Raw genomic sequence first — 15774 nt, forward strand, 5'->3', positions numbered from 1 at the left:
AGGCGATGTCAAATTGCTCACGTCTCTCAGGTGCGGTATAATCAGAGGGTACCGATAGAAAATGACTAGATAATATAAAAAAGTTCTGAGGAGGACTATCTTTGAAAAAGATATTAGTTGTAGATGATGAAAAGCCGATTTCAGATATAGTAAAATTTAATTTAGAAAAAGAAGGCTTTGAGGTGGTAACTGCCTATGATGGTGAAGAAGCCCTTCAAAAAGTAGAAGAAGAAAATCCAGATTTAATTGTTTTAGATTTAATGTTGCCAAAAATGGATGGGCTAGAAGTTTGCCGTGAAGTACGTAAAACAAGAGATACACCAATTATTATGGTAACAGCAAAAGATCAGGAAATTGATAAAGTATTAGGACTTGAATTAGGCGCGGATGATTATGTAACGAAACCATTCTCCAATAGAGAACTCGTTGCTCGCGTGAAAGCCAATGTGAGAAGACAAGCCTCAGTACAAAATGCTGAGCCGGCTAAAGAAGTGACCAATGATATTGAAGTGGGCGACTTAATTGTTCACCCAGATGCTTATATTGTATCCAAACGTGGGGAAACCATTGAACTGACTCACCGTGAGTTTGAATTGCTGCATTATTTAGCCAGACACATTGGACAAGTCATGACTCGAGAGCATTTATTAGAAACCGTTTGGGGTTATGATTATTTCGGAGATGTGAGAACGGTCGATGTAACGGTTAGACGTTTACGCGAAAAAATTGAAGACAGTCCAAGTCACCCGAATTTCTTAGTCACTAGACGAGGAGTAGGCTATTATTTGAGAAGCCCTGAACAACAGGAGAAGTAAGGATTTATGAAGAAAAAAATACGTTTCCACCAGTCCATCAATACGAAAATCGTATTTGTGATCGTCTTATTACTCGTGTTCGCCCTGCAGCTAATCGGGGCGAATTTTATTACTCAGATTGAACGGCAGTTGGTAGTGAATTTCCAAGAAGACCGACAAGTTCAGATGAGTTTTTTGGAAAGCACCTTGATGCCTTATTTAGAAGCCGAAGCTAATGGAGAAGAAAGTGAAGTGGATGCTGCTCAGGAAATAAACAGCCTGATTGCTGACTTTTCCGGCAATGGCATTACCGAACTCCAAGTGGTCAACGAAGATTTAGTGGTCATTGGAAATAGCGACAGTACGCAGCAGTCTGTGATTGGTCAATTATCAGGAGATCAAGATTTAAGGCAAGCCCAACTGACTGAAGTGACGGTTCCTAGGCAAGTCATCGATCCATTGACTGGAGACAGACGATGGAAAATTGTCGAGCCTGTGTTTTCGACTATTCAAGAGGGCCAATTCATCGGTGCTATTTTAATGAAGAGTAATATCGAGGCCGTGTATGCTCAAGTATCTCAAATCACCATAATCTTCTTGCAATCCAGTGGAGTAGCGATTATATTATCTCTGTTTTTGGCAAATATGGTTTCTAGAGCGTTGACCAAACCCATTAAAGAGATGCAAATACAGACCCGCCAAATTGCCGACGGCGACTATTCAGGTACATTAAAAGTGTATGGTGAAGATGAGTTGGGTCAGTTGGCCAGTTTAATTAACGATTTGTCAGATGATGTAGCTGAGGCACAAGAGTCCATCGATGCCGAGCGCAGACGATTAGACAGTGTCTTGACGCATATGACGGATGGGGTTATTGCAACGGACCGTCGCGGTAAAATTATTATTATTAATGAGATGGCCCAATCGATGATGGGGATAGATCAAGATGATGCCCTCGGCCAGAATTTACTCTCTATACTAAAAGTAGACGAAGACGTGACATTACGAACGATTTTAGAAAAACAAGATGACATGATGTTAAATGGCCAAGAAGACGGCGTGCCTATTGTCATCAGAGCCTCATTCTCATTGATCCAACGGGAATCAGGTTTCATCAGCGGTATCGTTTGTGTGCTTCACGATGTCACCGAGCAAGAACGTATCGACGAAGAGCGTAAGCAATTTGTATCGAACGTCTCTCATGAACTGAGAACACCCCTGACGAGTATGCGCAGTTACATTGAAGCATTGGCCGATGGTGCTTGGGAAGATCCTGAATTGGCCCCTCGTTTCCTTGAGGTGACTCAAAAAGAGACCGACCGTATGATTCGAATGATTCAAGACTTGCTGCACTTATCGCGTATTGACGCAGGTAAGAGTATATTAGACCTTGAAATAGTCAATATGACTGAAATGGTTGACCACGTGTTGAACCGATTCGAGATGCTGATTCATTCTACAGAGTACGAAAGGAAGAATTATCAAATTAAAAAAGAATTACTAAAAGAAGCTGTTTTCGTTGAAGTGGATCCCGACCGACTCCTACAAGTAATGGATAATATCATGAATAATGCTATTAAATATTCTCCAGACGGAGGAACAATTACCGGTAGGATGCAAATCAGACAACAGGATGTCCTTGTTAGTATAACGGACGAAGGTATGGGCATTCCCCAAGCGGATCTACCTAAAATATTCTCTCGCTTTTACCGAGTTGACCGAGCACGTTCACGCGCTATGGGCGGAAGTGGCCTAGGCTTAGCGATTTCTAAAGAAGTGATTGAGCAACATGGTGGTAAAATATGGGCGGAAAGCAGGGAAGGAAAAGGAACAACATTTAATGTACTGCTTCCTTATGTACCGTTTGATGAGGAGGATGAATGGGAATGAACTGGTCTAAAATAAGACAAATCTTGCTGACGTTTTTGATTGTCTTAAGTCTATTTTTAAGCTTTCGATTATGGACAGCAGGCGGACAGTTGAGGGAACCGACTACCTCAAGAACTCCTACAGTCACTGCATCTCTTGCAGACAGAACGGTGGCAGAAGTTTTTTCACCGTATCAAATCATATGGCACCGTAATACACTTAACCGCACACTTGAAGCGAATACCTACTACATGAGTGATTGGTTAACAGAACAAGTTGAGACCATGTCTTTTGGAGAGATTCAAACACCCAGAAGAATCAGTGCCGATGACTACCAAGCCTTTATCAGTACGGAAAGTTGGATTGAATTTATCTTTGATGCGCCAGTTCCTTTTGGTCTATTTGATAGAGCTTTTGATAATTTGCCGACAGATTACTACAATCGTACTTTTACTCGATTTTTTATCAATACAGAGAACCCTACGCAATTAGGCTTTTACGATTCTCGAGACGAATTGTTATACGACGTGGATGATTCCAACTTTACACAAGATAGTTTATATGAGCTATTGTATTCCCCTAACAATGAGTTTACCGAAGTCGAACCAATCAGACTAGGGGATAGTTTCATTTATTTACCAATTAATGAAGTGGAAGTCGCTTATCATGATTACCTTGTCGAACGATTACCGAACAACTTGTATGTCCTGCATTTTTTCTCAGATACCTCTGAGGTGGATGGAAGGCGAACGGGCCAAACGATGCGTTACATTGACTTGACAACGGAAGTCAGAATTAATGATGTGATTGATACATTAACGTATATTAGACAGCGAGCAGATATGGGACAAATGACGTTTAGCGATCGCTTGATGAGCAGTTTTCAAGAATTGAGGCAAATTGAGAACTGGACAGAAACGGTTCGTTATCAAACCTATGCTCCAGAAACTCATGAAGTGACGTTCCAACGGTATATCCAAGGCTATCCCGTCTTTAGTGCCCAACAATTGGAATCCACCGTTTTGATGACCGTCGTGGAAAGTGGCTTGACTAACTTGAGGTTACCTTTAAGGGTGGTTCAAACTCCCATTAATTTGAGCGGAGAGACGACGAAGACATTAATCAGTGGAAGAGATGTTGTCAGCTTGCTGGAAGACACCGATCAAGGAACCGACATTATTCAAGACATCCGCATCGGTTTAACGTGGATTGAAAGTGAAGAAGATGACCGGGTTGTCCATTTTGAACCGGACTGGTACGTGCAAACGCAAAATACCTGGTTTGAATTGGACCGATATATCGAGTTACAGGAGGAATCAATCAATGGATTTTAAAAAAGTTGAAACGATTTTTTTGATTACCTTTCTGTTCTTAAATGTTTACCTATTAATTAGCTACATTAACCGACACGATATTCAACAAGCCTCCACTGCCCCTGGGCAAGTCAACTTAATTAGGGAAATGGAACAAATTGGAATCGAGCTTCCTGTATTTTCAGATGAGGAAGAAGATGTTTTTTATATCCAGGCCGATACCCATCAGTTATTGGAAGAAAACATTGATCAATTAGAAAATCAAGCAGGCTCCATTGCTCAAGACGGGTCATTGTATACGAGTATTTTATCTGATCCTATAGTCTTAGAGGGCAACCCTGAAGACGGCTTTACATCGGATGATATAGCGGCTTTAAACAGTTTTGTTAATAGTAATGCTGTCTTGTTTGGTGAAGATTACAGTTTCTTAAGATACGATCAATCTCAAAGCCGCTTTATTTATGCCCATATTGCTCAGGGGCTACCTATAGCTGATGGAACATCCGAAATTTCTTTATTTTATGGAAGTGATGGCAATATTATCTCTTACCAGCAGACCTATGCCGGCCCGGTGACGGCTCAAGGATCATCCCAAAGTATTATAACGGACCGTCAGGCGATTGAAGAGCTCTTTAGGAATCACATGATTAGTTCGAATTCTGTTATCTCCCAACCGATTTTAACTTATCACCGCACCCTTCATTTGGAGGACTTAAGTATGTACGGGCCAGTCTGGTATATTCCTGTCAATGATGGCAGTGGTGAACGCATCTTAAGAGTCGATGCCTTTGAAGGCACAGTCGTCTCGGAACCCTCAACTCCTGAGCCTCCTTCAGACCCCGATGATGATGAATAGGCTGAAGTGGATTTAGTTAAGACAAGTTTATGACGATGCATTGCTAACACCTTGCTTAAGTACAAAGAATTGGTGTAATATGGACGAGGAGATTGTGCATGGAAAGGGATCGTTTGAGATGCAGATACAAGATTCAGGATTACGAGTGAGCGTACTAGCTAGTGGCAGCACGGGAAACATCACTTATGTTGAGTCCGATCAAGTAAAATTACTAGTAGATTGTGGGTTCAGTGGTAAAAAAGCTATCGAACTCCTCAGTAAAATTGATCGAAAACCAGAAGATTTGGATGCCATTTTGGTCACCCATGAACACAGTGACCATATTAAAGGCGTAGGAATTTTGGCTCGTAAATACGGTTTAGATGTCTATGCTAATGAAAAAACGTGGCAGGCAATGGAACCAAAACTGGGTAAATTGAAAACTGAACAGAAAGTTCACTTTTCAAAAGAAAAAACACTCACCCTTGGGGACATCGACATTTCAAGTTTTGGGGTATCACACGATGCGATCGACCCACAGTTTTATACCTTCCAAAAAAACAACAAACGTTTTGTCATGTTAACTGATACCGGCTACGTCAGTGACCGGATGAGAGGTTACGTTAAAGATGCCGAGGCCTACTTATTTGAAAGCAACCATGATTTAAGTATGCTCCGTATGGGGCGTTACCCATGGTCACTTAAGCAGCGTATCCTTGGGGACAAAGGCCATTTATCCAATGAAGACGGTGCTTTAGCGTTAGCAGAAATTATTGGAGACAAGACCAAACGCGTCTATCTTGGTCACTTGAGTAAAGAAAACAATGTAAAAGAGATTGCCCGTTCAACCGTCGAAGATATACTCATCAGAAAAGAAACAGGTGTCAATGAAACATTCCATTTATTTGATACCGATCCGGAAGAACCGTGCGGACTATTCTCATTATAAAATAAAGCTCCTTCTTTATTTCAACTTGACTAGAGGCATTGAAGGGCTTTTTTTACTTGGAAATTATGAAAGAAATGATGAAAAAGCCGTCATATTACGACTAAAAGATGAATTATGTTACACTACTATCATAGAATCTATAGAAAAAAATCATAGCTTGTCCATACTATTCACCTATATTAAGTGTAAACTTAATACGAATCACTAATGACTGGAGGAAATAAATGTGAATAAAACAATTTGGAAATCAACTGTCACACTCGGATTAGCTGCATCGATACTCGTAGGCTGTGCCGACACGACGGAAACAAACGAACCCGATACAGAAGTTGATGAAACAGGTTCAGTGGATGATGAAGGGAACGTCACCGTCTCAGAAATGAGAGTCGATGTCTCATCTGGTATCACCGATGCTGTCGACATCGTAGATGAAGCGGTCGTTTCTATATTAAATTTACAGCAAATGGAACAAAATCCTTTTGGTTGGTATGGTGGAGCACAAAACCCCGAAGATGAAGAGGATTTACTGCAAGCTGGTACTGGAAGTGGTGCTGTTTATAAAATCGACGGCGACACAGCATACGTCTTTACTAATAATCACGTTATTGAAGGGTCTGACGCTGTAGAAGTCATGTTTAAAGATGGCACACGTGTGACGGCTACCTTACTCGGAGCAGACGTTTGGACAGACTTAGCTGTCTTGTCTATCGATGCTAGCGATGTCACTGCAGTAGCTGAATTTGGCGATTCAGATAATTTAACGGTTGGTGAACCGGCTATTGCGATTGGCTCACCTTTAGGCACGAACTTCGCCACATCAGTTACATCCGGTATCATCTCAGCTGTTGAGCGTACCGTACCAGTTGACACGAATATGGATGGCGAATTGGATTGGGAGATGACTGCAATTCAAACAGATGCAGCTATTAACCCAGGAAACTCTGGTGGACCACTCGTTAATATAGCAGGACAAGTGATTGGTATCAACTCTATGAAAATCTCGTCTTCAGTTATAGAAGGGATGGGCTTTGCCATTCCGAGTAATGATGCCATTGATATTATCAATCAATTGGAACAAACGGGAGAAGTGGTGCGACCTGTATTAGGTGTTGCAATGGTGGATGTCTCCATGATTTCATACCAACAGCAACAAGCTATTTTGAACTTGCCTGAAGAGGTAAGAGAAGGGGTCGTTATTGCGGAAGTCTCTGAAGGTAGTGCCGCAGATGAAGCAGGTTTACAAGCCAATGATGTCTTAGTGTCCTTTAACGGTGTAGACATTGCAAACGGTATTGAGTTGAGACAAGAGATTTACAATACAGAAATCGGACAAGAAGTTGAAGTTGAATTCTACCGCGATGGCGAGTTGCAGTCAGCCACATTGACCATGAGAACAACAGAAGAACCGATGATTTAAACACAATAGAAAATAGACCAAGCCCAGATCGCTTTATTGCCGAATCTGGGCTTTTTTGCTTATCAAAACGAACCGGCTTAAATAAGTTATCAACAGACTAAACGCACCTGAATAAAAAGGAGTAAAAAAGATGTTAACAGAATGTACAAGAGAGACTATTTAACGCTATAATTGAACTAAATAGTAGCTTTGGGGATAAGTTTTAGGATAAGTCTGTTCGGATGTGGATGACTCGAAGAGGAATCCCGTTCTAGTGCGGTTTAGTTGAAAAAAGAATACACATCCTACAAACGGGTTGTGGATATCTTTTTATATAATGGTAAAAAGAACTCGAAAGAGCTTATGAAATCAGCATTTGTAGGATAAAATAGTTACACACATTTATTTTATTGTTGTGCATAACTATTTTTCTTAAACGAATCACTTTCATAACTAAATGAGAGAAAATGAGAAATAAAGGGAACAAGGCTGTGGATATGTGCATAACTTTTGTGGATAACTGTGGAATAACTCTAAAAAAAGAAAGAGGTTCCTTATTATATCAATAAGAAACCTCTGTGGGTAATGTGGACAAGTATTAAATGGCTTTGACCGTTTTCTTCACTTTAACGTTTCCTTCAATCGCTCGTGAATACGGACACACTTGATGAGCGTCTTCAACAAGTTTTTCAGCTTCTTCTTGAGTGACGCCTTCAATTTCAATATGAAGAGAGACGGCTAAACCAAATCCTTTTAGTTTTTTCTCAATGCTCACTTCCGCTGTCACTGCAGACGTTGTTTTCTTCTTTGCTTGTCTAGCGACTAATTGCAGGGCACTGTCAAAACAAGCCGCGTAACCAGCGGAGAATAGTTGTTCTGGATTGGTTGTCCCTTCTACTTCTTTACCGCCTAACCCTTTTGGAATAGATAGATCCAAGTCCAATGTACCATCAGATGATTTCACGTTTCCTTGACGACCGCCTGTTGCTTTTGATGATGCTGTGTATAATGCTAATCCCATTGTAAACACCTCTTTATATTATTTTGTACAATTTGATTGTACACAACTTAATTGGGCTTGTCTATCTTTAACACTTGAGATAGTAAATTTGATATACTGTAAGAGAGGTGACGATTATGTCAAAAGACAGTTTAAAATTAGAAAATCAACTATGTTTCCCACTATATGCTGTAACAAGGCAGCTAACTAAAATTTACCGACCACTACTCAGTCAGTTTAATTTGACCTACCCGCAGTATTTAGTTTTGCTGGCTTTATATGAACACCAAAATTTAACCGTTAAAGCACTCGGAGAGCGATTATTTTTAGATTCAGGAACCCTAACTCCCATGCTTAAGAGAATGGAAGAGAATGGCCTTGTCGAGAGAATTCGCTCAAAAAGTGACGAACGAGTCGTTGAAGTAACGTTAACAGAAAAAGGGAAAAACTTAGAAGACCGAATCGAGAGTGTACCGGTCGATTTCATGAAAGAAGTGAAATTGGAAGAGTCAGAGTATTTTGAACTCAAGCGCATTTTAGCCAAAATAATGAATCAAGTATAAGGAGAACACAATGGATATCACTATTCTGTCAGTAGGCAAGTTGAAAGAGAAGTATTTGAAAAAAGGAATAGAAGAGTACACCAAGCGTTTAGGCGCCTATACCAAAATAAGCGTCGTTGAAGTCCCAGACGAAAAAGCACCAGAAAATTTAAGTGAAGCAGAAATGGAGCAGGTTAAAGACAAAGAAGGCGAACGACTTTTAGCAAAAATTCCCGACAACGCTTATGTTTTTACCCTGGCCATTCAAGCGAAAGAACGCACATCAGAATCCTTTGCCAAAGAAATCGAGCAGCTCATGATCCACGGCAAAAGCAAAATCATCTTCGTCATCGGCGGCTCACTCGGTTTAAGCGACAACGTCATGAAACGAAGCAACGAAAGCATCTCCTTTGGAAAAATGACCTACCCGCACCAGCTCATGCGCTTGATTTTGGTAGAGCAAATCTATCGAGCCTTTCGTATTATGCGGAATGAGCCTTATCACAAGTGATAAGATTCTTATTTTTAAAAATTGTACTTATATAAATCAAAGAGAGAAATCCTGTAGTCTGAATCATTTATGTACAGATAAAGCAGGTTGTAGACGAAATGAACGAACAGATAGAGGCGAATCAGAAACCATGGGAAATGGAGTTAAATGGCTTAGATGGAAAAATTAAAGAAATGGCAAGAGTTAATCAAATCCTGAATTAACTAAGGAACTTGAGGGAAGAATAACTGAATTAGAAATTAAATACATTGAAAAGAAACACAAAAAGACGAACTTCTAAAGCTTTTACAAGCAGAAAGGTATAAAGTCAAAACAGAAGATGTTTCTAAAATAATGAAAGTAGCTAATCGAGCCATAACGGATTCAGATAGTAAGGCGGATATGAAAGAAATCTTACGGACATTCGTTAACAAAAAAACATTCGACACAAAACTAAAGCGGATTATCTCATATACACCCATTTCAGTAAAGAAATAGTCGATGGATTGAATCACCTAACTAAAGAAGGGCCAACAGTAGGAAAGAATGCTGTTGGCCCATTTACATTTAGTACTCCGTTTAAATTATTAATTTAAAAGAAATTGTATTTAAAGCTAAAATATAAATGATTTCAAAGCGAGGTTGTTCTACAAAAAAATAAGTTTGTAGCACTAAGATGCTACAGTTTTTTTACATAGAAAAATGGTGATGGCTTTATAAGCCGATTTTATCTTTTTATAAGAAACTTTCAATTATTTCAAAGGATTCCTCTTTTTGATTCGTATTACTAGTGAAGACCGAAAAATACGATATAGAGAAGGGGTTATTTAAATGAAATTAAGATTAATGGTATTAGCTGCAGGGGCTTTGTTGATGACTGGTGGGAAAACAGTGTTAGGTGCAAGGAGTTTCGAATCGATGCCCTCAGATGAATCAGTCTATCGAGTAGAAGAAAGCTATCCAATGAGAGGACCAAATGAATATAGAATGCGTGAGGTTTTAGATGAACGAGATAATAATTTCAATGACGATAGCTTCGAAGATCATTTTCGTGAAATGGAAAGATTTCATCTAGAATGGGGTAATTTAACGGAGGAAGAGCGAGAGGAATGGCGAGACAGAAGAAACGAAAGCCAAGACAGATACAACGATCGTTCATTTGATGGCTATGGTATGATGGGGCCAAGAAGAGCGAACCTTTCACGACATGGTTGTGGTGTTCGTCGATAAAATAAATGTTTAGCTGGTGGTTAATGATGAGAAGTGAAAAAGAAGTGACACATGCGATTCAGTTATATGGGGATACGGTGAGACGAGTGTGCATGGTTTATTTGAAAAACCCAACGGATACTGAGGATATTTTTCAGAACGTGTTTATCAAATATGCCACCCGTTCTCCACAGTTTGAGTCCTTGGAGCATGAAAAAGCTTGGATTATTCGGGTGACAATAAATGAATGTAAGGACTTTTTAAAGAGTTTTTACAAAAGAAATATTTTCCCGACTCGTCAAAGCGTCCTAATTAACCAACAAACAGCCACAGTTCCAACAGAGCATCGTGAAGTTCTTGAAGCGGTACTTGCTCTTTCGAAAAAGTATCGTGAAATAATTTATTTATTTTATTATGAAGAATATACAGCAGTTGAGATAGCAGAAATCTTGAACAAGAATGTCAATACTGTTTATACACGGTTGACTAGGGGCAGAGATTTATTGAAGGCAGCGTTAGGAGATGATTACCATGAATAGAAAAATCAAAGATGCTTTTAATCGCGTGACCGCTGAAAAAGATTTGATGCAACATACAGAGGATGCTGTCATTCTATATATGCGTACGCAAAATGAGAAGCCACAGATTGTAAAAAATTCAAGAAAGAGAAATATCGGATTGGCCCTAGCGTTTGTATTTGTCTTTGCATTTAGTAGCTTATTTGTTTATCTGCAACCTGTATCAGCTGTCTCAATTAACAGTACTTCTTCTGTAGAAGTATACTTTAATCGATTTAATCGTGTCGTTGAAGTGATTAGCTATGATGAAAATGGTGAACCAACTTCGGAAGAAATGGCTATTCAAAACAAGGGTTTCGAAGAAGTTATGGATGAAATCTTAAGTGATGCGGATGCGGAAGATGTTTATGTAACCGTCGCAAGCCGCAATGAAGCTGCGACTAGAGAAATGGTTGCGAATCTAACCACGCACCAGGAAATGATGCGAAATATGCATATCTACCAATCTTCAGAAGAAATCATGAAGAAAGCACGAGAAAATGAAATGTCCATGGGACGCATGCACGCCATGCATGAATTGCAAGAATCAGGTGAAGAGTATAACACCACTGATATAGAAACTGAATCCACTCAAGAATTAATGGAGGCTTTTGACAGACATCATCAAGAAATGATGCGCGGAGGCCATATGCATAGGCCAGGTGGTGGGATGAACGGTGGGCATATGAATCGGTCCAGATAAAAAATAACCATCTGCCTATTCGTTGATTGAATAAGCAGATGGTTATGATTTCATTGAAATGTTTTGCTACAGTTTTTAAAGAGGTAGATCTTTCTTTGTAAAGAGAATATTCGAGGCGGTGTATAGTACAAAGGCTATCGCTCCTAAAGCCACTAGACCCCAACCGAATTCTCCGCTCGATAGTATGGCATCTGTATCAAATAGAGTTGTAATTGTCATATATTCAAGACCATTCGCACTATCCATTAATTGTTGAATCATGGTAATGAGGAAGAAAGCAAATGGAATTCCTCCACCGACGGCTAAGGCTAAGCCTGTACGGTTAAATAGGGTTGATGCAAAGAATGAGATCGAGCTCATTGCCAAGATTAATAGTAGTAGACCTAGACTTAACCAAAAATAAGTCTCTACGTCAAATTCTAGAGCCCGATCGACTGATCTAGCAGAAGAAACCATCGCATGATTTGCCATCATAATGATTTGATCTGTATTTAAACCGGTTGTTTGTGTAGATAATGCTAATGCAGTAGGATCTTTAATGAACGTTAAGTTATCTCTTACTTGCTCACTATTGATATCTAAAGCAGTCGCAGATGAGTCAATCACTGTTTGTAGTAATAGCTCGGCATTGTCTTCAGAAACCTCTCTTTGTGGAGTAGATGCTACCGTGTCTTGAACAACTACAGTTTCTTCAACTTCCTCTGATTCTTCATTTTCATTGGTTTCATCGGTTTCTTCCTGATTTTCTTCCGTTTCTACGGGTTCAATTTCCGGAGTTTCTTCTTCGACAGGCTCTGTGTTCTCAAACTCCACGACTTCAAGTGCGTCTATTTCCCCCACGACAAGCTCACGATAATCATTAATAGAAATACCATGGATACGCGCACCAGCGGCCAAAGCGTCATTACTTGTTAGAAGCATTTCAGGTTGTTCCAGTAATTCTTCTGTTGTTATTTCGATGTCGCTATCTTCCATATCATCATCGTCTTCATAAATATCCCAACGTTCATCTGTAATAATTTCTGCAGCTTCTTTGTATGAACGGTTACGAATCAAATCTTCTAAGTAAATAGCGTAAGCTTCTGTATCCATATCACGAGCGACTGCTGCTTCGCGCATGGCGTGTTCATCTTCTTGAATTAAATATAAACGCTCTGATAAGTATCGTTCTTCTTGATTTAATGTTTCCGCTGCAGCTTTAACATCATCTGTAATCGGATAACCGGTGACGTTGTTGAATTGTAGTTGGGAAGCCCCTAATCCGGCTAATGAAATGATAAGGTACATTAATGTAACGGATAGGATGAGGTAAAGAGATTTTGTAAGAATGACACTGGATCGTTTAATCGGAGTCGACAAAGTATAAGCCAGTGAACCAGAATCAACTTCATTAACGACTAGATTATTGGCCGTGAATACGACATAGACAATCCCTAAGATGACCGAAATTAATTTATAGAAGTTCTCTAAACTTCCTAAAAGACTTGTCAATGAGGATAAGATATTTGAGAAGGCTGTACCTTCTGCCGCTGCTGCGATAGATGCAAAGCCTGCTGCATCATAACTAATGATGAAGCCAGACAAAATGGTCGAAGCAACGATGGTGATAATCAACCAGAGCTTCCAATTAGCTTGAATACTTTGTTTTAAGATTGGTTTTGATAACATTTATACATCCTCCTTGAATACTTCAGTAATGTAATCTTCAAAATGTACTTTAATTTCTTTGAAATAAACGAGATCAAACGATTTTAAGCTTTGAATCAATTCATTAATCTGTTCATCGTGAATTTGTACAAAAACTTGTAAATCTTCTGGTTTCACGCGATTGATTTGATAGCCTAAACTGATAAATTGTTTGAAAGCTTCTTCCGATTTAAATTCCATACGATATTCTTTGTTTTTGTTGTAACGAATGTTTTTCATATCGACCACTTCAATAATTCTTCCTTGTTGGATAACAGCCACGCGATCACAGATTTCTTCCACTTCTTGAAAGATATGACTGGACATGAAAATCGTTTTTCCTTTTTCCTTTTCTTCTTTCAAAAGATCAATGAAAATATCACGCATGAGTGGGTCCAAACCGGTTGTTGGTTCATCCATGATTAAAATATCCGCATCGGAAGCAAGAGCTGTAACAATGGCCGTCTTTTGTTTCATCCCTTTACTCATAGCGTGCACATTAGCTGTCGCATCTAATTGCAAAAGCTCAATCAATTCTTGTGCGCGTTCCCAACTTCCTCTTCCTGACAAATAAATGTGTTCTTTAAGGAATTCTTCTCCCGTTGTATTTCCAGGGAAATTAATTTCCCCAGGGATATAAGAAACATAGCGTTTGACTTCGGCACTACTCTTCGTCGCGTCAAGTCCCTTAATACTGACATTTCCTTCATCTGGTTTAATAAAACCCATCATATGCCGAATGGTTGTGGTCTTGCCTGCGCCATTAATACCAACGAAGCCATAGACTTCGCCTTTTTCAATCTCTAAAGAGACGTCATATATTCCTCGACCTTTTCCATAATCTTTCGTTAAATGTTCTATCTCAATGTAAGCCATGTTGCAAGTTCTCCTCTCCAGCAGCGACTGTTTTCTTACGGTCATAAAAGTCCATAAAGTAATCTTCAAGTGTGAACTTAATTTCTGAAATAAAGTTCACTTTGACACCACTTAACTCTATAAATAGTTGTTGCATTTTTTCATCGGTCAGATTTAGTTTGACTTGATTTTGATCAGGTCTTTTAATGGGGATGGTAAATTTCGTATCCTCCAAGAATGTTTGGTAGTCTTGAAAGCTTGAAAATTCAATCTTAAATGCTTTATTTGTACTTTGTTTTAACTGATTCGCTTCGATCGTTGAAACAACGACACCATCTTTTATGATGGCTATACGGTCACAAGTTGCATCGACTTCACTAAAAATATGACTAGATAATAGAATGGTTTTTCCGTTCGCTTTCTCGTTTAAAATAAATTGAATGAAACGTTCTTGCATCACTGGATCTAGTCCAGACGTTGGTTCATCTAAAATTAATACGCTTGGATTATGCATGAAAGCCGTCACGACGGCTAATTTTCTCTTAGTTCCTAAACTCATTTCTTTAATATCTTCTGAAGTATCGAGTTCAAAAATGTTTTTAAGCTCTTCTGTATGAGTCATATCTGTAATTTGTCTTTCTTCCGCCATAAATTTAATGAATTGATCACCTGTCATATTTTTAGGGAAAGCTAACTCACCTGGCAAATAGCCAACATCATATTTGATGATTGCTGCTGCTTTCCAACAATCTTTACCATTAATAGATAATTCACCTTCATGAGGTTTAGAAAAACCCATGAGATGACGTATTGTTGTCGTTTAACCTGCACCATTGGGCCCTAAGAATCCAAAAACTTCCCCTTTTTTTATTTCAAAAGAAACGTCGAATATCCCACGGCCGTATCCATAATCTTTTGTCACGTGTTTCATTTCTATAACTGGCATTTTTTTCCCTCTTTCATTTAAAATACATGTAATAGATAAATAACATAAGTAAGTTTATTTACAAACGTCATGTTATGCATTATACTAGACCTGAAAATTTGAACAAGATACATCTTTTAGAATCTGTCACTTAACGAACACATTGTGAGAAATTGTCTATTATCTTAAAAGGAGAGGGTATTATTATGGAAAATTTAGACTTAAGAATTCAAAAAACATATAAGTCATTGATTGAGAATTTTGAAGGATTATTAAATGAAAAAGAATTTGAGAAAATATCTGTCACTGAAATTTGTGATGCAGCGATGATTCGGCGGCCAACTTTTTACCAACATTTTTTGGATAAATACGATTTTTTAACGTTTTTTATTAAACATAAAATGAATCTTGTTTTTGATTATGCCTTTCAAAATATAAATGAAAAAGAAGGCGACTTTTTTGTTTTAGTATTTGAGCAATTATTGAATGAATCAGACAATGTTTTAGAGCTTATCTTTAGTATTCAAATGAATTCAGATATTATGTTAGAGATGGCTAGCGTTCAAGAGTATTGTGTTTTGCAAGATAAATGTTTAGAAAATTGCAATGAAAAGTTAAGAACTTTGCCAACCACTTTTAGTTCAATTATTT

Annotated in this window: 17 protein-coding genes; 12 read left to right on the plus strand and 5 right to left on the minus strand. The window is 38.7% G+C overall.

From position 1 onward, the window contains the following. Nucleotides 1-101: 101 nt before the first annotated feature. From yycF to C3945_RS03480, 6 genes are all read left to right on the plus strand, one after another. Nucleotides 102-815, plus strand: a complete 714-nt coding sequence (gene yycF, locus C3945_RS03455) for a response regulator YycF (RefSeq protein WP_161878294.1) — start codon at nt 102-104, stop codon at nt 813-815. A 6-nt stretch (nt 816-821) separates the two neighbouring features. After that, nucleotides 822-2684, plus strand: a complete 1863-nt coding sequence (gene walK / locus C3945_RS03460) for a cell wall metabolism sensor histidine kinase WalK (protein ID WP_161878295.1) — start codon at nt 822-824, stop codon at nt 2682-2684. Then, a complete protein-coding gene (locus C3945_RS03465; protein ID WP_161878296.1) occupies nt 2681-3997 on the plus strand; it encodes a YycH family regulatory protein in 1317 nt (438 codons plus the stop codon). The genes walK and C3945_RS03465 overlap by 4 nt, the downstream gene beginning before the upstream one ends. Then, nucleotides 3987-4832 carry a two-component system regulatory protein YycI gene (locus C3945_RS03470; RefSeq protein ID WP_161878297.1) on the plus strand — a complete coding sequence of 282 codons (846 nt, stop codon included), beginning with the start codon at nt 3987-3989 and terminating at the stop codon, nt 4830-4832. The genes C3945_RS03465 and C3945_RS03470 overlap by 11 nt, the downstream gene beginning before the upstream one ends. Nucleotides 4833-4950: 118 nt before the next feature. Continuing rightward, on the plus strand, nt 4951-5760 hold the full coding sequence (locus tag C3945_RS03475; protein WP_161878298.1) for an MBL fold metallo-hydrolase: 810 nt from the start codon (nt 4951-4953) through the stop codon (nt 5758-5760). A gap of 226 nt (nt 5761-5986) precedes the next feature. Continuing rightward, nucleotides 5987-7177: a S1C family serine protease gene (locus tag C3945_RS03480; RefSeq protein ID WP_237585461.1), complete on the plus strand. Its 1191-nt coding sequence runs from the start codon at nt 5987-5989 to the stop codon at nt 7175-7177. A gap of 577 nt (nt 7178-7754) precedes the next feature. Here the strand turns inward: C3945_RS03480 and C3945_RS03485 are convergent. Then, complete coding sequence (locus C3945_RS03485; RefSeq protein ID WP_161878299.1) at nt 7755-8177, minus strand: organic hydroperoxide resistance protein; 423 nt, start codon at nt 8175-8177, stop codon at nt 7755-7757. A 116-nt stretch (nt 8178-8293) separates the two neighbouring features. On the opposite strand from C3945_RS03485, the gene C3945_RS03490 reads away from it, so the two are divergent. The 5 genes from C3945_RS03490 to C3945_RS03510 all read left to right on the plus strand — a co-directional run bounded on the left by C3945_RS03490 (nt 8294) and on the right by C3945_RS03510 (nt 11657). Continuing rightward, nucleotides 8294-8719 carry a MarR family winged helix-turn-helix transcriptional regulator gene (locus C3945_RS03490; RefSeq protein ID WP_272928079.1) on the plus strand — a complete coding sequence of 142 codons (426 nt, stop codon included), beginning with the start codon at nt 8294-8296 and terminating at the stop codon, nt 8717-8719. Nucleotides 8720-8729: 10 nt separating this feature from the next. Continuing rightward, nucleotides 8730-9209, plus strand: a complete 480-nt coding sequence (rlmH, locus tag C3945_RS03495; RefSeq protein WP_161878300.1) for a 23S rRNA (pseudouridine(1915)-N(3))-methyltransferase RlmH — start codon at nt 8730-8732, stop codon at nt 9207-9209. 810 nt (nt 9210-10019) lie between these two features. Continuing rightward, the gene (locus C3945_RS03500; protein WP_161878301.1) at nt 10020-10418 is read left to right on the plus strand and encodes a hypothetical protein; all 399 of its coding nucleotides are present in this window, start codon (nt 10020-10022) and stop codon (nt 10416-10418) included. Nucleotides 10419-10444: 26 nt separating this feature from the next. After that, nucleotides 10445-10936, plus strand: a complete 492-nt coding sequence (locus C3945_RS03505) for a sigma-70 family RNA polymerase sigma factor (RefSeq protein ID WP_161878302.1) — start codon at nt 10445-10447, stop codon at nt 10934-10936. Then, entirely contained in the window at nt 10929-11657 is a 729-nt protein-coding gene (locus C3945_RS03510) for an anti-sigma-I factor RsgI family protein (RefSeq protein ID WP_161878303.1), read from the plus strand. Before C3945_RS03505 ends, C3945_RS03510 begins: the two co-directional genes overlap by 8 nt. Nucleotides 11658-11732: 75 nt before the next feature. Here the strand turns inward: C3945_RS03510 and C3945_RS03515 are convergent, their stop codons facing one another. Genes C3945_RS03515 through C3945_RS12040 form a run of 4 tightly spaced genes read right to left on the minus strand, consistent with a single transcriptional unit; the run spans nt 11733 to nt 15144 of the window. Continuing rightward, complete coding sequence (locus tag C3945_RS03515; protein ID WP_161878304.1) at nt 11733-13325, minus strand: ABC transporter permease subunit; 1593 nt, start codon at nt 13323-13325, stop codon at nt 11733-11735. Then, nucleotides 13326-14219: an ABC transporter ATP-binding protein gene (locus tag C3945_RS03520; protein ID WP_161878305.1), complete on the minus strand. Its 894-nt coding sequence runs from the start codon at nt 14217-14219 to the stop codon at nt 13326-13328. Further along, nucleotides 14206-15009 (minus strand): ABC transporter ATP-binding protein, encoded by an 804-nt coding sequence (locus C3945_RS03525; protein ID WP_272928081.1) that lies wholly within the window; start codon nt 15007-15009, stop codon nt 14206-14208. The genes C3945_RS03520 and C3945_RS03525 overlap by 14 nt, the downstream gene beginning before the upstream one ends. A gap of 9 nt (nt 15010-15018) precedes the next feature. Then, a complete protein-coding gene (locus C3945_RS12040; RefSeq protein WP_272928080.1) occupies nt 15019-15144 on the minus strand; it encodes a hypothetical protein in 126 nt (41 codons plus the stop codon). A 185-nt stretch (nt 15145-15329) separates the two neighbouring features. Here C3945_RS12040 and C3945_RS03530 point away from each other — a divergent pair. Further along, the coding region (locus tag C3945_RS03530) for a TetR family transcriptional regulator (protein ID WP_161878306.1) at nt 15330-15774 on the plus strand (445 nt) is incomplete at its 3' end.

The organism is Alkalibacterium sp. MB6, from assembly GCF_009935905.1.
Classification (GTDB): domain Bacteria; phylum Bacillota; class Bacilli; order Lactobacillales; family Carnobacteriaceae_A; genus Alkalibacterium.